Genomic DNA, 24,342 nt, shown 5'->3' with positions numbered 1-24,342 from the left:
GTCTGCCGAAGTCTTGAACTACCCTGTTCTGCTGGAGAGTTGTCAGCTGTGTCGAGAGGGGGCTGCCGTGACTGTGATGACATCGGCGGAGGACGTGTTGCGGGAGTTCTGCACGACACGGAGGACGCAGGCGGTATTTGTTTCCTGGAAATCGGACCCAAAGCGCGCAGCGGTCGTTCCCGTCGTCATGGAACACCGGGCAAAAGCGATTTATGAACTTTCAGCGGCTGATGTGCGGGAGGTGTGTAATCGCACCGAGCACGCTCTTGGTGACGTCCGGAGGGAGGAGGGGGAGGCTGTCCGCGCAATCGTTGATTGGAATCCAGATTTCGCCTTCACTCATATGTTCCATGTCTGTCTGGAGCGGGGTGGAAATTTGCCCACGTATCAGCAGTTCAGGCAATTCGCTGAGACGGACTCTCTTGGGATGGGAATGCTTGGCACGCCGGTCCGTCGTAGAGTGGAAGAGGTTACTGAGGGCGGAGTCGCGAACCATTTGGCGAAAGCGGCGATGAGATGGAGGGTCGGGAACGCCTACTACAGCTTTCTTCGCGAAGTCTATACGCTCGTGGAATTGAGGTCCCGGGGTGTCGATCTGCGAATGCATCCCCTTGCGGACGCCCTTTTCCGTGTGGACGGATGGGTTGGACGTAGAGCCCTGAGCTTGCGTGTGAGTAACAGAAAATTTCGAGCGGGAATGACGAGCGGGCGCAAAACCCCGGCAGAGCAACTTCTCGCTGATGTTCTTCCGCCCCTTGAATTTGAGACGATAGAGTTGACGGCGGCGACGAAGTTCGGGAAGGTTCATTTGCCTTCCCGTGAACATATTGACGCAGCCTCTGCCTCACTGTTGAGAGAGGAGTAGAAATTCTTCCATGCTCTCTGGCTTCGGTTATGAAGGAATGGGAGAAAATCGACTGGCGAGCTCCCTGCATTGTCTGATCTATCGGACATGTGTAGGAAGCGACGGGGCTCGTTCCGGAAGATCGGCGGAAGTCGCACACGCCCACCTTTCACCGTCAAGGGCGGTGCTGGGGCGTATGTCCTGGGGGTTTGAGACTCTGGTCACTCGGACGCTGACGAACTCCCCCTCCAGCGGAACAGGGATCGCCAGCTGGACCGCGATTTGCTTGTGACTTTCGTAGTCGCCCATGATGATGACGCCTTCTTCGCGGAGCGCCGAGCGGGCGCCGCCGTTCCCTCGGACTCGCTTCATGTAGTCCTTCTGCTGGGCGAGTGTTCGCACGACGTTCCGGCTGATGCGGCGCTTCTGGACCCGGCGGAACAGCTCGTTCAGCCGGGCCTGGCCTGACGACTGGGCGTAAACCGCCTCGCGGTCTACGGGGCTCATGTGGAGAAGAACATTCTCCGGCAACTCGGTGTCGCGCCACAGCCAAGCGATTTTGTCGCGGTGCTCGGCCTTGACTGTCAGTTTCAGATCCCGGTTGTTGCCGCCATTGAGCCACTCACGCTGAATCCGCATGAGTCCCGCGCTCCAGCACGTCTTGTAGTCGTCGGCCCAGACGAGCAGACAGATATGTCCCATGGCTTCCGGAGGAATCATCCAGCCGCCGAACTGTTGCGAATACTTGCAGTCGACGTCTACTCCGGCGATGCAATAGTCCATGCTCTCGCCGTCAGCGAACTTGAACTCGCGTTGCAGGTTGATCTCGACCAGCGTTCCCGCGTGAGTCTTCTCAGTCTTGAAGAGGGTCTTCCAGTCGTACCGCCCTGTGATCTCGCCGTTCAGTAACTGATCGATCGTGTCGCGGAGTACAGCGGCAAAGCGTTGGCCTGTGGGGTCAAGAACCCGCAGGTGCTCGTAGACAACCGCGAGTTCCGGGTCTTCGTGCAGGAGTGCGCTGGCCGCAATGTTGTCCGCGGCGGAGATATCCATGGGCAACAATTCCGTTTGCCTTCCGTTCAATTGGTGTTCTCAACTGAGAGCTGATGGCCTAGGTGGCGCCCTAGCTTTGACGTAGGTGCTGATAAATAGCGCCAGCGAGGGCTCTGGTCATACCGATAGGGACTGCGTTGCCGATTTGACGGGCGATTTGGATCTTTGTTCCGTACCAGAGGTAGTCCACCGGGAAGCCCTGGATGAGCGCTGCCTCAAAATGCGTGATGGGCCGATGCTCCGTTGGGTGGAGGTAACGGCCCTTCTCGGGCTTGAAGAACTCGGTGCGGATGGTTACGGCGGGAACACCGAAGCGGAGGCGCCCCATCACGTCGCCGCTCCCGCTTTGGTGCTTGTCCCAGGCATCTGTACTGAGGTACTGCTTTTTCCCGTTAATCAAGGTCCACTGCTGTCGAAGGTCAGCACGGTTACCGCCAGGTGGAATAGCTCTGTAGCGTGCCATAGAAAGGGCTGTTGGGGTGCGCCCGAAGTGGAGTTCGTTGGTCTGGTACGGACCTGCCCTGCCGTGAGAATCACGCCTCTGCGGTAGCTCTGTCCCACTTATTTCCATGCAAGACGTCAGCTGGAAGATCGTGTCCACTGGTACCCAGGGAAGGCGCGGGGAGACCGCATTGAACAGAAGGAGGTCGTCATTGAGTGATGAGGGTCTTTCGTGCGTCGGTTCGGGGGGCGTCAGCGGTGAGCCAAGGTCTTTGTGCGTGCCGATCGCTATCACGCGCTTGCGTGCCTGTGGCACGCCGTAGTCAGCCGCGTTGAGTAATTCTGTCGACAGCGTGTAGTCGGAAAGCGGACCACCTGGCTTCGCGGAGTCCACCAGTCGTGAGTACTCAGGAGAAGCGTAGAAGCGGTCGACGTTCTCCAGTACGAAGATCTTTGGCCTGACGGCTGACACCACTCGGATGTACTCCTCCCACAGGGCGTTGCGAGGATCGTCCTGATGCTGCTTCCCGAGGCTTGAGAAACCCTGACAGGGAGGCCCGCCTGTGATGACGTCGACTTCATCTCGGTGCGGGAGCGGGTCGAACTCCTTGATGTCGCAGCACTCGGGTGTGTCCAGCTGGTGATTGGCCTCGAAGGTGGCGAGCGCTACCGGATCGAGGTCAACTGCGGTGACGGTCCGGAAGAGAGGAGGCTCAGTTCCTCCCAAGTTACGAAAAGTCCGGAACCCTTCGGCGAACCCACCGCAACCCGCAAAGAGATCCATCACTCGCAATAGCTTCGTCAACTGTCCCCCAAGATCACCAGCGTCATGAAGCAGAGCCTATGCCGCGGCACTGACATCGCTTCCCGTCATGGTTGCAACGCCGGTGCCCAGCACAGTCCGCCCTGAGGTTCTGAAGCGGAGTGTCTGTGCGGACTGGTAGATCTTGGAGCATGACTGCTTCTACCGCTCTAGAGCCACACGTTGCGTTCGCGGACCTAGCTACTGCGGACCTCGTGGTGGACGGGGTCTACGCCGGCGGATCGAATGGCAACACAGGTGATGACCCCATGTCCAAGCTGATACCTGGTGTGGGCAACCAGGGTGGGTTTCGCTATGCCGGCTCACCAGCGAAGGGGACTGTGCGTCTGGCGGTCCTCTACACCAGCGGTGGCGAGGTTGATTGGCCCGATCATCTTGACGTCCAGACAGGCACGTTCACGTACTACGGCGACAACAGGACACCGGGGCGAAGTCTGCATGACACTCCGCGGTCAGGCAATTTGCTGTTGCGGGACGCCTTTGCGGCCTCCCACGGTACGGCTGCCGAGCGAGCCGCAGGCGTGCCTCCGTTTTTCCTTTTCGAGAAGGCTGGGACGTCTGGGCGGTCGGTGCGCTTCCGAGGGCTACTCGCTCCGGGCGGACCAAACATGACATCTGACGAGGAGCTGTCAGCGATTTGGCGAGCTACCAGAGACCGTCGCTTCCAGAACTACCGTTCACACTTCACCGTGCTTGACCACGCCAGAGTCTCCCGAAGCTGGCTTCAGCATGTGTTGAAGGGCGGCGACCCACTTGAGGGGGATTGCCCTGGAGCGTGGAGGGCTTGGGTCGAGGGACGGGTCTACCGGCCGCTTCTGGCGCCATCCACCACCGTCATCCGGACCAGAGCCGATCAACTGCCGGAAGATACTTCGGGGCAGGCCGTGCTGGGTGAGATTCGCGAGTACTTCCGCGGACAAGAGCACGAGTTCGAAGCCTGCGCCGTAGCCATCTGGCGGCTGATCGCCCCCCGAACGGGTGCCGTTGATGTGACGCGTCCTAGCCGGGATGGTGGGCGAGACGCGGTGGGTACCTACATCCTGGGACCGGTGGCGAATCCGATCACGATTGACTTCGCGCTTGAGGCCAAGTGCTATGCGCCCACCAACGCGGTAGGGGTGAAGGAGGTCTCGCGGCTGATCTCACGGCTTCGGCACCGTAACTTCGGCGTGCTGGTCACGACGTCCTACTTCCACAAGCAGGTACAGGAGGAAGTCCACGAGGACGGGCACCCCATTGCCCTGGTCTGTGGGCGCGACATTGTCGATGCGCTGCGCCATCATGGCCGTACGACCCTGCACGCAGTACGGCAGTGGCTTGAGCAGAGCTTTCCACAGCCGTGACTTTTAGGGCGATTGGGCTCGTTCGGGTCGGAATCTGACGGTCAGTATTGGCCTCAGTGCGTACAAGTATTGGATCTGTGGCGAATCACGGGTTTGGCACACGAGGGGCTGACCTCTGCTCAGCACGCGCCCAGCAGAGGTCAGCCGTCCGGCAGCCAGTCTTTGCTGCTACCCTCGCGAAACCCGCAGCCCCTTAGGTACCAACACCCGCTGAACCAGAGCAATAGCCCCGTCCGCCAGCAGCGCCAGCGCCGCCACCCACAGTGCCGCCGCGATCACGCCCTCCAGGCCGTAGTTGGCCTGGCCCAGGACGATGTCGCCGAGGCCGCCGCCGCCCGCGACCGTGGCCAGGGTGGCTGAGGAGATGACGTACACCACCGCGATCCGGATGCCCGAGAAGAGCAGCGGGAGGGCGAGGGGGAGTTCCACCTTGAGGAGGATCTGGAGGGAGGTGAGGCCCATGCCGCGGGCCGAGCGGACCATGTCCGGGTCGACCTGGTCGACCGCCAGATAGGCCTGGCTGAGGATCGGGGGGATGGCCGTGATCAGCAGGGCCACCGCGATGTTGACGAAGTTCAGGCCGAAGATGCCCAGGCCGATCGCGATGACCGCGAGGTTGGGCAGGGCCCGGCCGATGTTGGAGATGCTGGTGGTGAGGAATTCGCCGCGGTGCAGATGTCCCAGCCACAGTCCGGCCGGTACGGCGACCACCAGCGAGATGGCGATGACCACCGCGCACATCCAGATGTGCTGGCCGGTCTTCTCCAGCATCAGCGGCAGCCGGTCGTGCATGAAGGTGAACGAGCCCATGAAGGTGTCCATTTACGCGGCCTTCCTGCTCCGGGCCCACGGGGTGAGCAGCCGTCCGGCGAGTACCAGCAGCCCGTCCGCGGACAGGGCCAGGGCGACCGCGAGGGCGCCCGCGCCGATGAACTGGGTGTTGAACGGTGACTGGAGCGCCTTGAGGATCAGCGAGCCGAGGCCCGAGTCGATGACGTACGCGGCGATGGCGACCGTGCCGATCGTCATGACCGTCGTCACCCGCAGCCCGGAGATCAACGACGGCAGGGACATGGGCAGTTCGACCTTGAAGAGGATCTGCCGCCGGGTGAGGCCCATGCCGCGCGCCGCCCGTACCGCGTCCTCGGGTACTTCGCGCAGCCCCGTCAGGATCGTGGTGAAGAGCAGGTAGAGGCTGTACGCGACGAGGGCGATCTCCACCGTGAGTACGGAGAACCCGGTGACCGGCACCAGGAGTTGGAAGAGCGCCAGCGGCGGCACGGTGTAGAGGAACGACGACACCGCGGAGGCGGGCATCGCGAACCAGCCCTGGAAGTGGGCCAGTACGGCCATCAGGAAGGCGATCACGAAACCGATGGCGACGGCGGCCACGGTCAGCTCGATGTGCTGGACCAGCGCGGGCCAGAAGAGGGTGGACCAGTGGTCGGAGAACCAGTCCGCGCAGAACGTGGAGTTGTTCGCGACGCAGGTGGAGGGGTCCCCGTAGTCGGGGATGACCGGGCTGACGCTCATGCCGTGCCCGCCTTCCGTACGGCGTCCAGCGAGGCGGTGCCGAGGACCGCGCCGTCGTCCCCGGTGACCCGTACGGCGTCGGTGCCCTCGGCCACCATCAGGGAGAGCGCGGAACGGAGCGTGGCATCGCCGGGGAGGGCGGGCAGCTCGGGCGAGCCGGTGGGGTCCGGTGTCAGGTCCAGGTCGCGGAGGCGTATCAGGGACAGCCGCTTCAGGCCCCGGTCCGCGCCGACGAAGCGGGCGACGAAGTCGTCGGCCGGCTTCTGCAGCAGCGTCTGCGGGGTGTCGTACTGGGCGAGCTTGCCGCCCTCGCGGAGGATCGCCACGCGGTCGCCCATCTTCACGGCCTCGTCGATGTCGTGGCTCACGAAGATCACGGTCTTGCGGATGCGCGCGTGCAGCGCCAGGAACTCGTCCTGCACGTGCTCACGGGTGATGGGGTCGAGCGCGCCGAACGGCTCGTCCATCAGCATCACGGGGGGATCGGCCGCGAGCGCGCGGGCGATGCCGACGCGCTGGCGCTGGCCGCCGGAGAGCTGCGCCGGGTAGCGCGACCCGTACTCCGCCACCGGCAGGCCGACCAGGTCGAGGAGTTCCGCCACCCGGTCCTTGATGCGCTTCTTGTCCCAGCCGAGGACCTTCGGGACGGTCGCGATGTTGGCGGCGATCGAGAGGTGAGGGAAGAGGCCCGTCTGCTGGATGACGTAGCCGATGGAGCGGCGCAGCTGGATCGGGTCGAGATCGCGGATGGAGCGGTCGCCGATGCGGATGTCGCCGCCGGTCGGTTCGGCCAGCCGGTTCACCATCATCAGCGCGGTCGTCTTGCCGCTGCCGGACGGGCCGAGCAGGACGCAGATCTCGCCTGCGGGAACGGTCAGCGACAGGTCGTCGACCGCGGGGGAGGGGGAGTTGGGGTACGTCTTGACCACATGGTCGAAGACGATCTCCTGCGCGGTGGGGGCGGCGCCCGCGGTGGCGCCCGCAAGGGTGGTACGGACAGCCTCCGGTGCGGAGCGGGAGACGTGACGGCTTTCCTGGCTCATGGGGAGTTTCTCCTGGGCATGGGCATGGGTACGGGCGAGGGCGCCCGGCTCGCAGTGGCCGGGGCGGCCCCGTCAGCGGATGTCGTTGGCCTTCAGGAACTTCGCGGCGACCTCGGACGGGGCGAGCCGAACGGTGTCGACCCCCCGGTTCATCTCGCGGATCGCCTGGTCCGTGAGGAGCGCGTCCACCTGGTTCAGCACCTTGGCGAAGCCGGGGCCCTGCTCCTCCTGCACGCCCTTGCGCAGGACGGGGGCCACGTTCTGGAAGCCGTAATAGCCCTGGGTGTCCTCAAGGATGGTGTAACCACCGCGGGCCAGCTGCGGGTCGGTGGTGAACACGTCGGCCGCGTCGACCTGGCCGTGGTCGAGCGCGGGGTACTGAAGGCCGATGTTGAGGGTCTTCACCGAGGTGTTGGGGAGGCCGTACGACCGCACCATGTCCTTGTAGCCGAGCGCGCCCTCCATGTTGTCCGGGTACTCGGCGAAGACGACATGGTCCGCCTTCTTCAGGTCGCTGATGGTCTTCAGCCCGTACTTCTTCGCGAACGCGGGCTTCACGGCGACCGCGTTGCGGTTCTGGAAGGGCGTCGGCGGCAGCATCGTCAGACCGCGCGTCTCCTGGTACGCCTTGGCCTGGCGGAACGTCTCGGCGGCGGTGTGCGGTACGGACTTGCTCCTGGCCAGCACCTGGAGGATCACGCCCGTGTACTCGGGGTACAGGTCGATCTGCCCCGAGGTGAGGGCGCCGTCGATGATGGTGGTGGAGCCGATGTTCGACTTCAGCTCGACGTGGTAACCGGCGTCGGTCAGCGCCTGCTTGTACAGCTCGCCGATGATCCACTGCTCGGTGAACTGCTTGGCCCCGATGACCACGGTCGGTTTCCCGCCGCCGACGGACGCGGCGCTGCCGCAGCCCGACAGGACGGCGAACGACACGAAGGCCAGCAGCCCGGCGGCCAGCACCCGCACCGGGCGGCGGCCCGGCGTACGGCGCCTCACACCTGGTCCCGGGGGACGGTGAAGGACCAGGTCCGGGTGAAGATCTCCCGCTCGGCCTCGCCGGCGCCCTCGTACGCGGACAGCTCGTTGACCACGCAGAAGTCGGTGGCGTCGGCGGTCATCCGGGAGTGGGTGCGCACCCGCGTCGCCCACGCGCCGCGGCTGATGGACTCCTCGCGGTCGCTCTCCACCGTCGCGGACAGCGGGTCCCCCTCGACGATCCGGAAACGGTTGAGGTCGCTGCCGGTGCGGGTGAGTCCGTCGGTGTGGTCGGTCATGGTGCCGTCGGCGGGCGTGGTCACGATGATCTGCTCGCCGGTCTCGACGTCGTGGCTGACCTTGCGGTCGCCGGGTATGCCCACCGACTCGATGCTGTGCGGCGGAACCCCGCGCGGCGGGCCGTACGGGCGCAGCGCCGCCTCCTCGGCGGGGCGCGGCGCACGGACCGGCAGGGTCAGCGTGCCGTACGAGGTGTCGAGGTCCAGGGCCACCACCTCGGGGGACGGCCAGACCCACGGCCACAGGGAGGCGGAGACGGAGATCCGGACGCGGTTGCCGGCCGCGAAGGCGTGGCCGATGCCGAAGAGCGGGACCGTCACCTCGTACGCGCGGCCCGGTTCCAGGGGCTGCGGGTCGGTGTGGCCGTCGCGGTGGGTGAGGTTGAGGAGGCCGGTGGTGACCAGCTTGGAGCTGCCGTCGGGGGCGACCTCGCAGAGCCGGACGGCGAGTTGGGCCTGCGGGCGGTCGCTGGTGACGCGGAGCGTGACCTCGGGGACGCCGAGGATCTCCAACTGCTCGGTCAGCGGCGGCCCGGTGAAGGTGTGCGAGCGGCCGTCGTCGGGGGCCTGGTCCGCGTACTGGCCGGGCACGTCGCCGAACTTCAGGAAGTCACCGCCGGTCGAGCCGAGCGCGAGCGGCGAGCGGAGCACGGCGGTGCTGCCGCCATCGCTGCCACTCCCGCCACCGTTGCCACTCCCGTCGCCGTTGCCCGTGTTCGTGCTGTCGCCGCCGAGTTCGGTCAGCGGTATCGCGCGGGCCTCGATGCCGGGCGCGGGCCAGGACGGCTCGCCGACCCAGCGGCCGGGGCGTACGTCGAGGTCGGAGCCGACCGGGGTGGGGTCGGGCATCCAGGCGCGGACGGCCGGTTCGTCCATGATGCCGGTGTCGACGCCGCCCATCCAGTGGTCGAACCAGCGCACGCACTCGCCCTGGAAGTCCATCGCCGGGCCGGGTTCGGCCTGGTGGGGGTAGGTGTGCGCCCACGGGCCGAGCATCGCCTTGGCCGGGACGTCCAGGTTCTCCATGAGGCGGAAGACGGCGCCGCGGTACTGGTCGAGCCAGCCGCCGACCGCGTAGACCGGGACCTTGATGGCCGCGTAGTCCTCGCAGACGGAGCCGTGCTGCCAGTAGGCGTCCCGGCGCTGGTGGGTCACCCACTCCTCGGCGTACGGGACGGTCTGCTCCAGCCGGTCCAGCCACTCCTGGCGCCAGGACTCGCCGAGTACGGCCGGGTCGCCGGGGCGGGCGTTGTACGCGAGCATCGTCGCCGCCCAGGGCAGCATCTCGGAGGCGAGGAGCGAGCCGCCCGCGTAGTGCACGTCGTCGGCGTACCGGTCGTCGGTGGAGCAGACGGTGACGATGCAGCGCAGCTGCGGCGGTTCGAGCGCGGCGATCTGGAGGCCGTTGAAGCCGCCCCAGGACTTGCCGATGATGGCCACCTGGCCGTCGGACCAGTCCTGTTCCTCGATCCAGGCGAGGACTTCGAGGGCGTCGGACAGTTCGGTGGCGTGGTACTCGTCGAGCATGACGCCCCCTGAGTCACCGCTGCCCCGGCAGTCGACCCGCACCGCGGCGTAACCGGCCCGTGCGAACGGGGCGTGCAGGGTCACGTCACGGGCCGCGGTGCCGTCGTTCTTCCGGTACGGGATGTACTCCAGGACGGCGGGCACGGGCCCTTCGGCGTCGGCCGGGAGCCAGATGCGGGCGGCGAGGCGGGTGCCGTCCTTGAGCGGGATCCAGACGTGGCGCAGGACGCGTACGGGGTGCTGCACGCGGTCGGGTACGGGGTGCTGTGCGGTGGTTCGGGGGGTGATGGCAGTGCTCATGCTCCCGGACCCTAGAGGAGCACGACGTGCCGACTTGTCCCGAATGCCTGGGTAAATCGCTGTTGTTCAATGGTGAACAACAGCACAGGTGTAAGGGTCTGGATCACGGGTAGGCACAGAATGTTCATATGCCGTTCGCATATGCCAGCCCGGTCGGCCCGTTGACCGCCCGGGACCTGAACAGGCCGCCACCGCACGGGAGTTGACCGCGGGTGGCGAGCCTGCTCGTCAGGCTGCCCCGTGGCAGTCCCGGTACGCGGTCCCCGACCCGCACCAGCAGGCCGCGTTGCGCGCGGGCGGCCAGGACGTGGCCCGGCCCCGCGCCGCGAGAATGGTCGCGTACTGCGGCAGCAGATCGGTGTCCGAGGGGGACGCGGACTCCGACGCCGCGAACGCCTCGTACGACGGGACGTTCCCCGTCACGATGCCCAGGTTCGTCGTGCCGCCCGCGGACAGCTCCCGCAGCGCCGACTCGATCCGGGTCAGATGCGTGGCGTGGGACGGGTACTCCGGCTCCAGCGCCGGGTACGCCGCCAGGAGTTCGGCGAACTCGGCCGCCGGCCAGTACAGCACCGCCACCGGGAACGGCCGGGACAGCGCGGCCCGGTACGAGCCCAACTCCGCCTGCAAGCGGGCGATTTCGGCGCGCAGCACCGCCGGGTCGTTCGAGCCGAGGGCCCACAGCCGCTTCGGGTCGTGCAGCTCGTCGAGGCCGATGTCACCGGTGTGCAGGCGGTCCGCGAGGGCGTCCCACTCGTCGTGCTGCTTGCCCAGCGCGCGGCTGACCCGGTGGCGGCCGGTGAGCAGGGCCCGGGCCGCGTAAGGGACTTCCTCCGACGGGTCGACCAGCAGGGTCAGCGCCTTGGTGAAGGTGGCGTGGGCCGCGTCGAGTTCGTCGTGCGCCTCCAGGGTCTCCGCGACGATGGCCCAGGGGGCCGGGTCCTGCGGGGTGGAGGCGCGGATGCCGTCGATCATGGCGCGGGCTTCGGCCTCGTGGCCGTACTCCCAGAGGTTGGCCGCGTGCAGGGCCTTGACCAGGGCGAGGTTCTCGGCCGGGGCCGCGAGCAACTGGCCGTAGAGCGTGGTGGCACGGGCGCGGTCACCGGCCAGTTCCAGGTGGGCCGCGGCCTGGAGCAGCAGCGGTTCCTGGTCCTCCGGGTACTGCGCCGCGGTGCGCAGCAGGCGCTCGGCTTCGGCGTGGTGGTCAGCAGGAGTGTCGGGACGCATGCTGCACACCGTACTGCCGTGCGGGACTCTGGAGAGTTGCGGATCCAGCGCTTATCGTGCGCCCCGTGCGAGAGCCGATGCGGGTAGTGGTGCAGCAGCGGGCGTCCCGGCGCCGCGTCGCGGTCGCGCGCGGGCTGTGGACCTCGGCCGAGGTGACCGTGAGCCTGGGACTGGTGGTGCTGCTGTTCGTCGTGCACCAGCTGTGGTGGACCAACCGGGAGGCCCGGCAGGACGCCGCCCACCAGGTGCAGGCCCTGGAACGGCAGTGGGACCACGGAGGCGGTGCGCCGCCGGCGCCCGCGCCCTCATCGGGTGCCGCCACCGGTACGGGCGGTACCCGGGACGGCGCCGGTTCCTCCCGGCCCGGCACCGGCGGCTCCACCACCCGGCAGGCCGCCCGCACCTCCGCCCCCGCCTGGGACAAGGCGTACGCCGTCATCCGCATCCCGCGCATCGGCATCACCGCCCCGATCGCCCAGGGCGTCAGCAAGGCGAACGTCCTCAACAAGGGGTACGTCGGCCACTACGTCGACACCGCAGGACCGGGCCAGGCCGGGAACTTCGCGCTCGCCGGGCACCGCAACACCCACGGCGAGCCCTTCCGGTACATCAACCGGCTGCACCACGGGGACACCGTCACCGTCGAGACGAAGGACGCGCTCTACACGTACGTCGTCGACAAGGGGCTCCCGCAGACCTCCGCCCGCGACAGCGGGGTGATCGCCCCGGTGCCGCGCAGTACGGTCCGGCCGCAGTACGGGTACAGCAATCCGGGTCATTACCTGACGCTGACGACCTGCACCCCGGAGTACACCTCCCGCTACCGGCTCGCGATCTGGGCGACGCTGCGCTCGGTGCGGCCCCGATGACCGTCGGAACCAGTGCCGGTCGCGGCACTAAAGTTCCTGCCGTGCTCAGACGCCGTCCTCAATTGCTGTGGCTCCTCACGCCCTTCGTCCTGTTCCTCGGGGCGCTGCCGTTCGTCAACCGTGTGCATCCCGTCTTCCTCGGGCTGCCCTTCCTCGTCGTCTGGCTGGTCGGGGCGACCGTGGTGACCCCCTTCGCGGTCTGGCTCACCCACCGCGCCGACCGGCGGGGGGCCCGCCGGTGAACGCCACCGTCGCCACCTCGATCTTCGCCGTGTTCATGGTCGCCACCGTCGCCCTCGGGCTCGTCGCCGTCCGCGGCGGCCGGGGCGGCGGGCTCGCCGAGTGGTCCGTCGGCGGGCGGAGCCTGGGCTCCGTCTTCATCTGGGTGCTGATGGCGGGGGAGGGCTACACCAGCTTCAGCTACCTCGGCGCCGCGGGCTGGGGCTACAACTACGGCGCCCCGGTCCTCTACGTCGTCGCGTACATGTCCTGCGGCTACGCCCTCGGCTACGTCGTCGGGCCGATGCTCTGGGCGTACGCACGCAAGCACGGCCTCGTCGGGATCACCGACATGATCGCCCACCGGTACGGCAGACCCTGGCTCGGCGCCGTGGTGGCCGTCCTCGCCACCGTCTTCCTGCTGCCGTACATCCAGCTCCAGATCACCGGCATGGGCGTCGTCGTCTCGACGATCTCGTACGGAGCGATCAGCCTGAACTGGGCCTACTTCGTGGCCTTCGCCGTCACCACCGGCTTCGTCGTGGTCAGCGGGCTCAAGGGCAGCGCCTGGGTCTCCGTGCTCAAGGACGCCCTCGTCATCGGGACGCTCGCCTTCCTCGCCTGCTACGTCCCGCTGCACTACTTCGACGGGTACGGGCCCTTCCTCGACCGGCTGGTCACCGAGAAGAGCGACTGGCTGACCTTCCCCGGCCACGGCGACAGCGGCCTCGGCCAGGCCTGGTACGTGACCACCTCGCTGCTCAACTCGCTCACCGTCGTGATCTTCCCGACCACCGTCGCCGGGTACCTCGGGGCGCGCAACGCCGAGGTCCTGCGGAAGAACGCCGTCTGGCTGCCCGCCTACAACCTGCTGCTCTTCGTGCCGATGTTCCTCGGCCTGGCCGCGCTGTTCGTCGTGCCGCACCTGACCGGCGCCGAGTCCAACCTCGCGCTCTTCAAGCTGGTGACGGACTCGCTGCCCGCCTGGGCCGTGGGCATCATCGGGGTCGCCGCCGCGCTCTCCTCGATCGTCCCGATGGCCATCTTCATGCTGGTCATCGGGACCATGTGGGGGCGGAGCGTGCTGTCGCTCGTCCCGCGCTGGCGCGAGCGGCAGAAGGGCGCGTCCCAGGTGGTGGTGGTCGTCGCGGGCGCGCTGGCGCTGCTGCTGACGTACACCGCCCCCAACACCCTCGTACGGCTCTCGCTCATCTCGTACGAGGGGATGGCGCAGCTCCTGCCGATGCTGCTGCTCGGGCTGGTCTGGCGGCGGCTGACGCTGCTCGGCGCGGGCAGCGGGCTGGTGGTCGGGGTGGCGGTGGTCTGCGCGTTCGTCTTCAGCGACCACGATCCGGTGTGGGGCGTGAACGCGGGGATCGTCGCGCTGGCGGCGAATCTCGTGGTCGCGCTCGCCGTGACGTACGCGGGGCGGCCGGACCGGGACCCACGGGCGGACGCGGAGGTGCTCGCCCACGATCCGATCGACGACGAATGCCTCGGTGCGGAGGCGGTCGGGTAGAACCGGTCGTGTATAACGGCTGAAGGTACGAAATTCAGCAGACGAGCCCGGAGGAGGGGAAGCCATGCCCGGCCGACGCCTCGTCCGGCTGTCCCGCCCGGCCCTCGCGGTGCTGCTCTTCCTCCTCGCGGAAGTGCTCCTCGCCGAGGGCGGCACCCTCTCCTCCGCCGTCGCGCTCGCCGCCACCGCCGCGGTCGGATCCGCGCTGGCCGCCTGCGCGCTGGTCTCCTCGCGCAATGTGCCCGCGGTGCCGCGCACCCGGATCCGGACCGCGATCCGCGACCGCGAGCGGCGTACGGCCTTCCTGCCGCAACGCGATCCCGACGCCTCCGGGCGGCCCAGGCCCCGAGCGCCCGGCCGCCTCGTCGCGACGGCCGCGTAGGACTCGCTCCACTCGCACGACCCCCCCTCCTCCGTGGTCCGTCACGCCGACATCACACCTGTCCGGCCTGCGACGAGACCCCTCGGAGGGTTCCCCTTGTCATCGATCTTCGCCGTGTTCGCCAGCCTGGTCACGCACCTCGCCGACCTGCTCCAGCCGCTCTTCCACGACTCCGCGACCGCCGCCGCGATCATCCTCTTCACCGCCTGCGTACGGCTCGCCATCCACCCGCTGTCCCGGGCGGCGGCCCGTGGGCAGAAGGCCCGCACCGTACTCGCCCCGCGCATCGCCGAGCTGCGGAAGAAGCACGCCAAGGACCCGCAGAAGATGCAGAAGGCGATCATGGAATTGCACGCGGAGGAGAACATCTCCCCGCTCGGCGGCTGCCTGCCCAGCCTGCTGCAGATGCCCGCGTTCTTCCTGATGTACCACCTGTTCTCCAACCCGCAGATCGGCGGCAAGGACAACGCGCTGCTCGGCCACACTCTGTTCGGCAGCCCGCTCGGCGGCCGGTTCAAGGACGCGTTCGGGCACGGCGGGATGCTGGGCGAGCAGGGGGTCGTGTATCTGGTGCTCTTCGTGATCGTCGCCGTCGTGGCCACGTTCAACTACGGACGGACGAAGCGGATGATGGCCGCCGCCCCCACCCCCGCCGTGGAGGGACCCGGCGCGGGCGCGATGGGCACGATGACGAAGCTGATGCCGCTGATGTCCTTCATGACGCTCTTCACCGTGGGCGTCGTCCCGCTCGCCGCCGCGCTGTACGTCGTGACCAGCACCACCTGGACCGCCGTCGAGCGGGCCTTCCTCTACCGCGGCACGGTGCCCGGCGGCGCGGCGCTGGCCAGCCCGATGTAGCCGCAGAAGTCCAGGTTGTGAACGGGGTCTTGCGGAGTGGACCCCGAAATTGGAGGATCAGCCAGTCCCCCCGGTGGCCGCACCCCATCGGCCGGGCCAGTCGAAAACGTAGGGAGACCGACCATGAAGCTGCTGCGTGTCGGAACGGCCGGGGCCGAGCGCCCCGCACTGCTCGACGAGGACGGCACCCTCCGTGACCTCTCCGCGCTGGTCGACGACATCGACGGGAAGCTGCTCGCCGACGATGCCGCGCTCGTCCGGATACGGGCCGCCGCCGCGGCCGGCGTGCTGCCCGCGATGGAGGGGGCGGAGGGGCTGCGTACCGGTCCGCCGCTGGCCCGTATCGGCAAGATCGTCTGTATCGGGCTGAACTACCACGACCACGCCACGGAGACGGGCGCCGCCATCCCGGCCGAACCGATCGTGTTCATGAAGGCGCCGGACACGGTGGTGGGCCCCGACGACACCGTGCTCGTCCCGCGGGCGAGCGAGAAGACCGACTGGGAGGTCGAGCTGGCCGTCGTCATCGGGCGCACCGCGCGCTACCTCGGCTCGGCCGAGGAGGCGCTCGGCCATGTCGCCGGGTACGCGGTCGCGCACGACGTCTCCGAGCGGGCCTTCCAGATCGAGCGCGGCGGCCAGTGGGACAAGGGCAAGAACTGCGAGACGTTCAACCCCCTCGGCCCCTGGCTGGTGACCGCCGACGAGGTGCCCGACCCGCAGGCGCTCCCGCTGAAGCTGTGGGTGAACGGTGAGCTGAAGCAGGACGGCACCACGGCCGACCAGATCTTCCCGGTCGGCGAAGTGGTCCGCTACCTGAGCCAGTTCATGACGCTCTACCCGGGCGATGTCATCAACACCGGGACGCCCGCCGGGGTGGCGATGGGACAGCCCGACCCCAAGCCGTACCTGCGGGCCGGGGACGTCGTGGAGCTGGAGATCGAGGGGCTGGGGCGCCAGCGGCAGGTTCTCAAGGACGCGTAGGGCCGTCCCGTTCCGGACGCGCGTGCCGGGCGGCCCGTGGGCTCCGGGCACGCGCATCCGCAGCGCTCAGAGCTCCACCACGATCCCCTCGCGCGCGGAACGGCGCGCGGCTTCGAGCACGTCCAGCGCCGCCGCCGCCTCGCCCGCCGTGACCGGCGGCCTGCCGCCGTCCCGCAGGGCCGCGGCGACGGCGGCGTAGTACGCGGGGTAGTCGCCCGGCAGCGTCGGTACGGGGACACCGCCGCCGGTCAGCGGGGACTCACCCGAACCGAGGCGCCCCCACTGCGACTCGGGCTCCTCGCCCCAGCGCGCGGCGGTGCCGGGCCGCTTGCCCTCGCGCAGCGCCGCCTCCTGCGGATCGAGCCCGTACTTCACATATCCGGCCGAGGAACCGAGCACCCGGAAACGCGGGCCGAGCTGGGCGGTGGTGGCCGAGACATGGAGATGGGAACGCACGCCGTTGGCATGGGTGAGCGCGACGAAGGTGTCGTCGTCGGCGCGGGCCCCGGGACGGCGTACGTCCGCCTCCGCGTACACCCGTACCGCCGGGCCGAAGAGCGTCAGCGCCTGGTCGACCACATGGCTGCCCAGGTCGTACAGCAGACCGCCGATCTCCGACGGGTCGCCCGACTCGCGCCAGCCGCCCTTGAGCTGCGGGCGCCAGCGCTCGTAGCGTGACTCGAAGCGCTGTACGGTGCCCAGTTCGCCGTCGTCGATCAGCTTGCGCAGAGTCAGGAAGTCGTTGTCCCAACGGCGGTTCTGGAAGACGGAGAGCAGCAGCCCGCGGGCGTCGGCGAGCGCGGCGAGCTCCCGGGCCTCGGCGGCCGTTCCGGCGATCGGCTTGTCCACGACGACCGGCAGACCGGCCTCCAGAGCGGCGGTCGCGATCGGGACGTGCGTCTTGTTCGGGGACGCGATCACGATCAGGTCCAGTTCGTCCGCGCGGGCCCACAGGTCCTCCGGAGCGTCCACGAAACGGACGTCGGGGAACTCGGCGCGCGCCTGTTCCCGCCGCTCCTCGTTCGACGTGACGACCGTGTCGAGGACCAGGCCTTCGGTGGCGGCGATCAGCGGGGCGTGGAAGACGGATCCGGCGAGGCCGTAGCCGACGAGCGCTACGCGGTGCGGTGCTGCAGTCATGGGGCCTACTTAAGCAATGCGGGCCCCGAATAGCGACCGGATGCCGTGGTGGGATGCGACCGGATGCCGTGATGGGATCGGATGAAAATGGGCTGATCGGGCGGGAAACGGCAGGGCATTCGGCGGTACGCGGTCGTGGCGGGCCGGGGCCGCCCGCCGCGGTGGGGTTCGGTGTGCGGTGCCCGGACCTACGTGATCAGCAAAGGCCTCCCATGCGACTGCGCAGCGCCCTCGCCACCGGAGCGGCCACGGCCGCCCTCACCCCCGCCCTGATCGCCGCCGCGCCACCGGCCGGGCAGGGTGCGTCGGCCGGACGGGACGTGAAAGCCGGACAGGATGCGTCGGCCGGGCAGGGCGCGAAGGCAGGACAGGACGCGAAGGCCGGGCAGGACGCGCGGGCCACCTGCGCCGAACCGGACAGCTCCGTCTTCCCGATCGACACCGGGATCCACGGCGGTCCGACCACGTACGTGCCGGGCGGTGCCCGCGAGACCTGGTCGATCGAGCTGACCAACAACTCCGACCGGACCTGCCGCAGCATCCACCCGGTCATCGACCTCGTCGACCACGGACGGATGCTGAAGGACAGTCAGATCAAGCTGGACTTCCACGACCCGGTGGCCCACCGCTGGCGCCCGGTGTCCTTCACCACGACCGATCAGGACGAACACATGGGCCCCTTCGACGACGGCTTCCCCGGCTTCACCATCCCCGCGGGCCGCACCTTCTCCGTGAAGGTGCGTCTCGGGTTCACCGGGAGCACCGCGCTGGACGACGTCACCGCCAACGCTGCCGTCATCCAGCGCCACGGCAACGACGGCGACTGGGTCGGCGAGTCCGGCGACTACCGGTTCGCCATCGCCGACATCCTGTCCCGAGTCACCGGCGACACCCCGCGGCGAGTCACCGGCGATACCCCGCCGCGAGTCACCGGCGATACCCCGCCGCGCGCGAGCACCCCGGACGCCGCCACCCCCGCCGCGCCCGACAGCCCCGCCGCCTCCGCCGCCACCCCGGACCGGGTGGACGTCCCCGGCGAGCGTGTCCCCGGCGGGGCCCACGTCGGGGACGCGCGGGGCCGCGTCAGTGCCGACCCCGGTGAAGGTACCGGCGGCCGTACCGTCGTCCCCTGGCCCAGTGCCCCCGAGTCCCCCGGCCGGCTCGCCGCGACCGGCCGCCACCAGCTGCGCGGCATCGCCACCGCCGCCATCACCTGCGTGCTGGTGGGCGCGGCCCTGGTCGTGGGATCCCGCCGCCCGCGCATCCAGCGCAGGCGATAGACCCCAGGGCCCGTACCCGCCGCCGCGCCGAGGCCAGGACCAGCTGCGCAGACGATATCCCCCAGGACCCGTACCCGGCGCGCACCCGCTCCGACGGTTCGCGCATCCGCTGTTCACCCTCGTCTGCGACCATCCCCCCGTGGACTACCCGCTCGGCCAGACACCTGGCGCACCGATCCGCTCCGGCATCCCGGAGCACGGCCGCATCCCCAAGTACTACGCGGTCAAGGCCCAAGTCGCGCTGCTCATAGACGAGTTGGGCGAAGGTGGGGCACTGCCCACCGAACGCGATCTCGCCGTACGGTACGAGGTCGCCCGCGAGACCGTACGGCAGGCGCTGCGCGAGCTGCTGCTGGAGGGGCGGCTGCGCAGGCAGGGGCGGGGGACCGTCGTCGCGGGCCCCAAGCTCGAACAGCCGCTGTCACTCGCGAGCTACACCGAGGGCGTACGCCGGCAGGGCCGCACCCCGGGACGTCATCTCATCTCCCTCGACCGCTTCCCCTGCCCCCCGGCGCTGGCCGCCGAGACCGGGATCGAACAGGGTGACCCGGTCTGGCACCTGGAGCGGGTGCTGCTCGCCGACGACGAGCGGATGGGCCTGGAGAGCACCTATGTCTCGGTGGCCCGAGTCCCGTCCCTGGACAGTGAGTTCGAGCCCGACTCCTCCTTCTACGGCTACCTCCGCGACCGGCTCGGCATCGCCTTCGGCAACGCCGACGAACGGATCGAGACGGTCCTCGCGACCCCGCGCGAGGCGCTGCTCATCGGGACACCGCCCGCGCTGCCGATGCTGCTGATCCACCGCGTGTCGCGGGACACCGAGGGGCGACCGCTGGAACGTGTACGGACGCTGTACCGCGGGGACCGGTTCAGCTTCACGGCGCGGCTCGAATCCCACTGACGGCGCCTCGCGCCGGATGGATCACGTAACGGCGAGATAACGGGTCTAGTCCAGTCTTGGAGGGCTGTTCACCGGCTGGTCGCCTTCAGGACGGCGGCGGGTCATTCCCCCCGAGCAACGTTGCCGTCGTGAGAGTCATAGTCGTAGGAGCCGGCGTGGTGGGAACCATGCACGCCTGGCACGCAGTGGAACGCGGCCACGAGGTCGTACAGATCGAGCGCGAGACCGAGGCCCGGGGCGCGTCGCTCCGTAACTTCGGGCAGGTGTGGGTCAGTGGCCGGGCCGGCGGTGAGGAGCTGGAGACCGCTCTGCGGGCCCGGGTGCTGTGGGAGGAGATCGGGGAGCGGGTGCCCGGTATCGGCTTCCGCGCCACCGGGTCCCTCACCCCCGTCCGCAACGCCCTCGAACAGGCCGTCGCCGAGGCCGCTCTGCGGCGTACGGACGCCGCGGCCCGTGGCTACCGGCTGCTCGACCGGGCCGAGGCCCAGGAGATCAACCCGGCGCTGCGCGGTGAGTTCGAAGCCGCGCTCTGGTGCGAGCGGGACGCGGCCGTGGAGCCGCGCGTCGCCCAGCTGGAGCTGAAGAAGGCCCTGCTGGCGTCCGGCAGGTACACCTTCCTCGGCGGGCGCGAGGTGCGCGAGGTCGTCGGCGGCAACGCCGTGCGCGACGACCACGGCGACCTGCACACCGGCGACGTCGTGGTGCTCTGCACGGGCGCCTGGCTCGGCGGGCTGGTGCGCGAACTCGCCCCCGACCTGCCGGTGCGCCGGGTGCGCCTGCAGATGATGCAGACCGAACCCCTCGGCGAGCGGCTCACCACCTCCGTCGCCGACGCGGACTCCTTCCGTTACTACCCGGCGTACGCCTCCGAGGCCCTCGACGCCCTCAACGCCTCGCAGGCCCAGGACCCGGTCGCCGCCGCGCACAAGATGCAGCTGCTCATGGTGCAGCGCAAGGACGGCGGGCTGACCATCGGCGACACCCACGAGTACGAGCACCCCTTCGCCTTCGACGTCCGCGAGGAGCCGTACGAACACGTGGCCCGGGTCGCCGAGTCCTTCCTCGGGCGCCCGCTGCCGAAGATCCGTCACCGCTGGGCCGGGGTGTACGCGCAGTGCACCGACACCACCCGCGTCGTCCACCGCGAGCAGGTGCGCGACGGCGTCTGGCTGGTGACCGGGCCCGGCGGGCGTGGCATGACCTGTTCCCCGGCGATAGCCGAGAAGACCGCGAACGACCTGGGCTGGTGAGTGAGTTGACCGTGAACAACCCGATCAATCTGGTAGTGCTCGACATGGCGGGCACCACCGTCGCCGACGGCGGTCTCGTCGAGCGGGCGTTCGCCGCGGCGGCGCAGCGCATGGGCGCCGAGCCGGACTCGATGCTCGACTACGTGCGCGCCACCATGGGCGAGTCCAAGATCTCCGTCTTCCGGCACCTCTTCGGGGACGAGGCGAAGGCCCAGCAGGCCAACACCGCCTTCGAGGCGGCGTACGGGGAGCTGGTCACCGCCGGGCACATCGCCCCGGTCCCCGGCGCCCGCGAGGCCGTCGAGCGCCTCAGGTCCGAGGGCCGGACCGTGGTCCTGAGCACCGGGTTCGCCCGGGTCACCCAGGACGCGATCCTCGCCGCACTCGGCTGGCAGGACCTCGCCGACCTGACGCTCTGCCCGGCCGACGCGGGCGGGCGCGGGCGCCCGTACCCGGACATGGTGCTCGCCGCGTTCCTGCGGACCGGCGCCGTCGACGGGGTCGACCAGGTCGCGGTCGCGGGCGACACCTCGTACGACATGCTCAGCGGCGTACGGTCCGGGGCCCGCGTCGTCGCCGGTGTGCTGACCGGTGCCCACGACCGGGGGCAGCTGGAGAGCAACGGCGCCACGCACGTCCTCGGTTCCGTGGCCGAACTGCCGGACCTGCTGGCCCGGGTGGAGATATGACCAGCGGTATCCGCTTCGACGGGGTCTCGGTCGCGTACGGCGGGAACACCGTCCTCGACTCCCTGGACCTGACGGTCGAGCCGGGCGAGGTCATGGCCCTGCTCGGCCCGTCGGGCTCCGGCAAGACCACCGCCCTGCGCGCCGTCGCCGGATTCGTCCAGCCGGCCGCCGGGCGGGTGTTCATCGGGGGCCGCGACGTCACCGCGCTGCCCCCGCACCGGCGCGGCATCGGCATGGTCGTCCAGCAGTACGCGCTCTTCCCGCACATGCGGGTCGAGGACAACGTCGCCTTCGGGCTCAAGGCCCAGAAGGTCGCCAAGGGCGAGATCCCGGCCCGGGTCGGGGAAGCCCTCGCCATGACCGGCATGGCCGCGTACGCCAAGCGCTACCCGCGCGAACTCTCCGGCGGCCAGCAGCAGCGCGTCGCCATCGCACGGGCCCTGGCCATCCGGCCCGGCGTGCTGCTGCTCGACGAGCCGCTCTCCGCACTCGACGCCCAGCTCAGGTCCGGGATGCTCGTCGAACTGGCGCGGCTGCACCGGGAGTTGCCCGACGTCTCGATCCTGTACGTCACCCACGACCAGGTCGAGGCGCTCACCCTCGCGGACCGCATCGCCGTGATGGACCGGGCCCGCCTCCAGGACTGCGGCACCCCGCAGGAGCTCTACCGCCGCCCGCGCACCGAATTCACCGCCTCGTTCGTCGGCAACGCGAACCTGCTGCCGGTCACCGTCCGCGCCGGGGGAGTCTCCTTCGCCGGTACGGAACTCGCGGTGAGCGACACGGACGGCGCGGCCGACGGAGCCACCGCCACCCTGTGTGTCCGCCCCCACCTGGTCGGACTCGGCGAGGGCCCCAACGCCCTGCGCGGCAGGATCACCGAGGTCCAGTGGCGCGGCTCCACCCACCGGCTGCTGGTCGACGTGGGCGGCCACGACCTCAAGGCGGACGTACGCGAACTGCGGGAGACCCCGGCGCTGGGCGACGAGGTGACCCTGCACTTCGCCGCGGACGACGCGGTACTCCTGTCGGCCGACGTGACGGCAGGGGCACCGAGCCGCGCGACCGGGGCGGCGGAAGCACCGAGCAGTACGGCCGGTGCGATGGCCGGGGTCTCGGATGGCTAGCGCGACCGCGGTCCCGGCCGCCGACACCGACCCCACCGACCCCACCGACACCGCCCCGGGCAGGTCCCGTTCGGTCCCGCGCTGGATCTGGGCGCTGCCGCCCGTCGCCGTCCTCGCGCTGGTCTTCCTCTACCCGCTCGCCCTCGTCGTCCAGCAGTCCGTCACCCCGGACACGGGCGGCACCTCCTTCACCCCGTACACCCAGGTCTTCGCCTCCGACGCGTTCCGCGAGGCACTGACCACCACCGTCTGGCTGGCCGTCGGGGCGACCGTCGGCTGTCTCGTCCTCGGCTTCGTGCTCGCCGTGGTGATTGCCTTCGTGCCCTTCCCCGGCGGGAAGGCCGTCGCCCGGTTCATCGACGTCTTCCTCTCCTTCCCGTCCTTCCTGATCACCCTCGCGCTGCTCTTCATCTACGGCTCGGTCGGCATGGCCAACGGCGTCTGGACGGACATCACCGGCGGGGGCAGCGGCCCCTTCCAGTTCCTCACCACGCCCTGGGGTGTCCTCCTCGCGGAGATCACCTACTTCACCCCGTTCGTGATGCGCCCGCTGCTCGCCGCCTTCTCGCAGCTCGACACCGCGCAACTGGAGGTCGCCTCGTCGCTGGGCGCCGGACCGGGCCGGATCGTCCGGCGGGTCATCCTGCCTGAGGCGCTTCCCGCGCTCGCCGCCGGCGGCAGCCTCGTCCTGGTGATGTGCCTCAACGAATTCGGCATCGTGCTCTTCACGGGCGCCAAGGGCGTCACGACCCTGCCGATGCTCGTGTACGGCAAGGCGATCCTCGAATCCGACTACCCGGCCGCCTGTGTGGTCGCCGTCGTCAATGTGGCGATCTCCGTCGGCCTCTACTCCCTCTACCGGATGGTGGCCCGCCGTGCTGGTGCATAGCCGTACCGGGAAGTGGGCCACCTGGGTCCTCTTCGCCGCGCTCTTCCTGCCGCTGTTCGCGCTGCCGCTGCTGGTGATCCTGCTGGCCTCGTTCGCCACCAACTGGTCCGGTGCCTTCCCCTCGGGCCCGACCCTGCACCACTACGCGGCGGCCACCAGCGGCGACTCCCTCCAGGCGCTCACCACCAGCCTGATCACCGCGGTCAGCGCCAGCCTGCTCGCCCTGACCGTGGGGACCTGGGCGGCGCTCGCCGGGGCCGCACTGAAGAAGCGCGGAAGGCGGTTCATGGACGCGCTGTTCATGCTGCCGGTCGCCGTGCCATCGGTGGTCGTCGGCCTCGCCGTGCTCGTGGCGTTCAGCAAACCGCCGGTGCTGCTCAACGGCACGTCCACGATCGTGATCCTGGCGCACACCATTCTTGTCACGGCGTTCGCCCACCAGTCGGTTTCGGCTGCCATCCTGCGTCTCGACCCGGTGTACGAGCAGGCGGCGGCATCACTGGGCGCCCGTCCCGCGTACGTCCTGTGGCGGGTCAGGCTGCCCCTGCTGCTGCCGTCCCTGACAGCGGCGGCCGGGCTCTGCTTCGCCCTGTCCATGGGGGAGTTGAGCGCCACGATGATGCTCTACCCGCCCGACTGGACACCGCTCCCCGTGCAGATCTTCGCGGCCACCGACCGCGGCTCGCTCTTCACGGGCGCGGCGGTCGCCGTGGTCCTCATGGCGGCGACCCTGCTGGTCCTGTTCGCCGTCTCCCGCATCCGCACCCGGGCTTCCTACCGCTGACCCGGGCTGACCTCACCAGACTTTCAGGAGAAACGACACG

Annotated in this window: 24 protein-coding genes; 15 read left to right on the top strand and 9 right to left on the bottom strand. The window is 69.2% G+C overall.

The features are described 5' to 3' along the window. Positions 1–67: 67 nt before the first annotated feature. Positions 68–865, top strand: a complete 798-nt coding sequence (locus NBY69_RS05695) for a hypothetical protein (RefSeq protein ID WP_250298634.1) — start codon at positions 68–70, stop codon at positions 863–865. Positions 866–943: 78 nt separating this feature from the next. Here the strand turns inward: NBY69_RS05695 and NBY69_RS05690 are convergent, their stop codons facing one another. After that, the gene (locus tag NBY69_RS05690) at positions 944–1,897 is read right to left on the bottom strand and encodes a NaeI family type II restriction endonuclease (protein ID WP_250298633.1); all 954 of its coding nucleotides are present in this window, start codon (positions 1,895–1,897) and stop codon (positions 944–946) included. Positions 1,898–1,967: 70 nt separating this feature from the next. Further along, a complete protein-coding gene (locus NBY69_RS05685; RefSeq protein ID WP_250298665.1) occupies positions 1,968–3,122 on the bottom strand; it encodes a DNA cytosine methyltransferase in 1,155 nt (384 codons plus the stop codon). Positions 3,123–3,292: 170 nt separating this feature from the next. On the opposite strand from NBY69_RS05685, the gene NBY69_RS05680 reads away from it, so the two are divergent. Beyond that, the gene (locus NBY69_RS05680) at positions 3,293–4,504 is read left to right on the top strand and encodes a restriction endonuclease (protein WP_284347858.1); all 1,212 of its coding nucleotides are present in this window, start codon (positions 3,293–3,295) and stop codon (positions 4,502–4,504) included. 168 nt (positions 4,505–4,672) lie between these two features. On the opposite strand, the gene NBY69_RS05675 is transcribed toward NBY69_RS05680, so the two are convergent. The 6 genes from NBY69_RS05675 to NBY69_RS05650 form a co-directional block, all read right to left on the bottom strand. Continuing rightward, on the bottom strand, positions 4,673–5,326 hold the full coding sequence (locus tag NBY69_RS05675) for an ABC transporter permease (protein WP_250298631.1): 654 nt from the start codon (positions 5,324–5,326) through the stop codon (positions 4,673–4,675). Then, positions 5,327–6,037 (bottom strand): ABC transporter permease, encoded by a 711-nt coding sequence (locus NBY69_RS05670; protein WP_250298630.1) that lies wholly within the window; start codon positions 6,035–6,037, stop codon positions 5,327–5,329. Further along, positions 6,034–7,080, bottom strand: coding sequence for an ABC transporter ATP-binding protein (locus tag NBY69_RS05665; protein WP_250298629.1), 1,047 nt, complete (start codon positions 7,078–7,080; stop codon positions 6,034–6,036). The genes NBY69_RS05670 and NBY69_RS05665 overlap by 4 nt, the downstream gene beginning before the upstream one ends. A 72-nt stretch (positions 7,081–7,152) precedes the next feature. Then, the gene (locus NBY69_RS05660; protein ID WP_250298628.1) at positions 7,153–8,079 is read right to left on the bottom strand and encodes a glycine betaine ABC transporter substrate-binding protein; all 927 of its coding nucleotides are present in this window, start codon (positions 8,077–8,079) and stop codon (positions 7,153–7,155) included. Further along, positions 8,076–10,184 (bottom strand): CocE/NonD family hydrolase, encoded by a 2,109-nt coding sequence (locus NBY69_RS05655; RefSeq protein WP_250298627.1) that lies wholly within the window; start codon positions 10,182–10,184, stop codon positions 8,076–8,078. The genes NBY69_RS05660 and NBY69_RS05655 overlap by 4 nt, the downstream gene beginning before the upstream one ends. 228 nt (positions 10,185–10,412) lie before the next feature. Further along, the gene (locus NBY69_RS05650) at positions 10,413–11,411 is read right to left on the bottom strand and encodes an SEC-C metal-binding domain-containing protein (protein ID WP_250298626.1); all 999 of its coding nucleotides are present in this window, start codon (positions 11,409–11,411) and stop codon (positions 10,413–10,415) included. Positions 11,412–11,488: 77 nt separating this feature from the next. Between NBY69_RS05650 and NBY69_RS05645 the strand changes: the two genes are divergently transcribed. The 6 genes from NBY69_RS05645 (at position 11,489) to NBY69_RS05620 (ending at position 16,242) form a co-directional block, all read left to right on the top strand. Next, on the top strand, positions 11,489–12,280 hold the full coding sequence (locus tag NBY69_RS05645) for a class E sortase (protein ID WP_250298664.1): 792 nt from the start codon (positions 11,489–11,491) through the stop codon (positions 12,278–12,280). A gap of 41 nt (positions 12,281–12,321) precedes the next feature. Continuing rightward, positions 12,322–12,522: a DUF3311 domain-containing protein gene (locus NBY69_RS05640; protein ID WP_250298625.1), complete on the top strand. Its 201-nt coding sequence runs from the start codon at positions 12,322–12,324 to the stop codon at positions 12,520–12,522. After that, the gene (locus NBY69_RS05635) at positions 12,519–14,018 is read left to right on the top strand and encodes a sodium:solute symporter (protein WP_250298624.1); all 1,500 of its coding nucleotides are present in this window, start codon (positions 12,519–12,521) and stop codon (positions 14,016–14,018) included. The genes NBY69_RS05640 and NBY69_RS05635 overlap by 4 nt, the downstream gene beginning before the upstream one ends. A gap of 64 nt (positions 14,019–14,082) precedes the next feature. Further along, on the top strand, positions 14,083–14,400 hold the full coding sequence (locus tag NBY69_RS05630) for a DUF6412 domain-containing protein (RefSeq protein WP_250298623.1): 318 nt from the start codon (positions 14,083–14,085) through the stop codon (positions 14,398–14,400). 96 nt (positions 14,401–14,496) lie between these two features. Next, on the top strand, positions 14,497–15,258 hold the full coding sequence (locus NBY69_RS05625) for a YidC/Oxa1 family membrane protein insertase (RefSeq protein WP_250298622.1): 762 nt from the start codon (positions 14,497–14,499) through the stop codon (positions 15,256–15,258). A 123-nt stretch (positions 15,259–15,381) separates the two neighbouring features. Beyond that, positions 15,382–16,242 (top strand): fumarylacetoacetate hydrolase family protein, encoded by an 861-nt coding sequence (locus tag NBY69_RS05620; RefSeq protein WP_250298621.1) that lies wholly within the window; start codon positions 15,382–15,384, stop codon positions 16,240–16,242. A 66-nt stretch (positions 16,243–16,308) separates the two neighbouring features. Here the strand turns inward: NBY69_RS05620 and NBY69_RS05615 are convergent, their stop codons facing one another. Next, entirely contained in the window at positions 16,309–17,382 is a 1,074-nt protein-coding gene (locus NBY69_RS05615) for a Gfo/Idh/MocA family oxidoreductase (protein ID WP_250298620.1), read from the bottom strand. Positions 17,383–17,594: 212 nt separating this feature from the next. On the opposite strand from NBY69_RS05615, the gene NBY69_RS05610 reads away from it, so the two are divergent. The 7 genes from NBY69_RS05610 (at position 17,595) to NBY69_RS05580 (ending at position 24,302) form a co-directional block, all read left to right on the top strand. After that, positions 17,595–18,662, top strand: a complete 1,068-nt coding sequence (locus tag NBY69_RS05610) for a hypothetical protein (protein WP_250298619.1) — start codon at positions 17,595–17,597, stop codon at positions 18,660–18,662. 139 nt (positions 18,663–18,801) lie between these two features. Next, positions 18,802–19,563, top strand: a complete 762-nt coding sequence (locus tag NBY69_RS05605) for a GntR family transcriptional regulator (protein WP_250298618.1) — start codon at positions 18,802–18,804, stop codon at positions 19,561–19,563. Between the two features lie 128 nt (positions 19,564–19,691). Next, positions 19,692–20,813 carry a TIGR03364 family FAD-dependent oxidoreductase gene (locus NBY69_RS05600; protein ID WP_250298617.1) on the top strand — a complete coding sequence of 374 codons (1,122 nt, stop codon included), beginning with the start codon at positions 19,692–19,694 and terminating at the stop codon, positions 20,811–20,813. After that, a complete protein-coding gene (locus NBY69_RS05595; protein WP_266643030.1) occupies positions 20,810–21,502 on the top strand; it encodes a phosphonatase-like hydrolase in 693 nt (230 codons plus the stop codon). Before NBY69_RS05600 ends, NBY69_RS05595 begins: the two co-directional genes overlap by 4 nt. Beyond that, positions 21,499–22,629: an ABC transporter ATP-binding protein gene (locus tag NBY69_RS05590; protein WP_250298616.1), complete on the top strand. Its 1,131-nt coding sequence runs from the start codon at positions 21,499–21,501 to the stop codon at positions 22,627–22,629. Before NBY69_RS05595 ends, NBY69_RS05590 begins: the two co-directional genes overlap by 4 nt. Further along, positions 22,622–23,518 (top strand): 2-aminoethylphosphonate ABC transporter permease subunit, encoded by an 897-nt coding sequence (locus tag NBY69_RS05585; RefSeq protein WP_250298615.1) that lies wholly within the window; start codon positions 22,622–22,624, stop codon positions 23,516–23,518. Before NBY69_RS05590 ends, NBY69_RS05585 begins: the two co-directional genes overlap by 8 nt. Beyond that, positions 23,505–24,302 (top strand): ABC transporter permease, encoded by a 798-nt coding sequence (locus tag NBY69_RS05580; RefSeq protein ID WP_250298614.1) that lies wholly within the window; start codon positions 23,505–23,507, stop codon positions 24,300–24,302. Before NBY69_RS05585 ends, NBY69_RS05580 begins: the two co-directional genes overlap by 14 nt. The last annotated feature ends 40 nt before the right edge of the window (positions 24,303–24,342 follow it).

The sequence above is a fragment of the Streptomyces sp. A 4/2 genome, from assembly GCF_940670765.1.
Taxonomy (GTDB): Bacteria; Actinomycetota; Actinomycetes; order Streptomycetales; family Streptomycetaceae; genus Streptomyces.
This window is presented reverse-complemented; position numbering and strand designations above follow the sequence as displayed.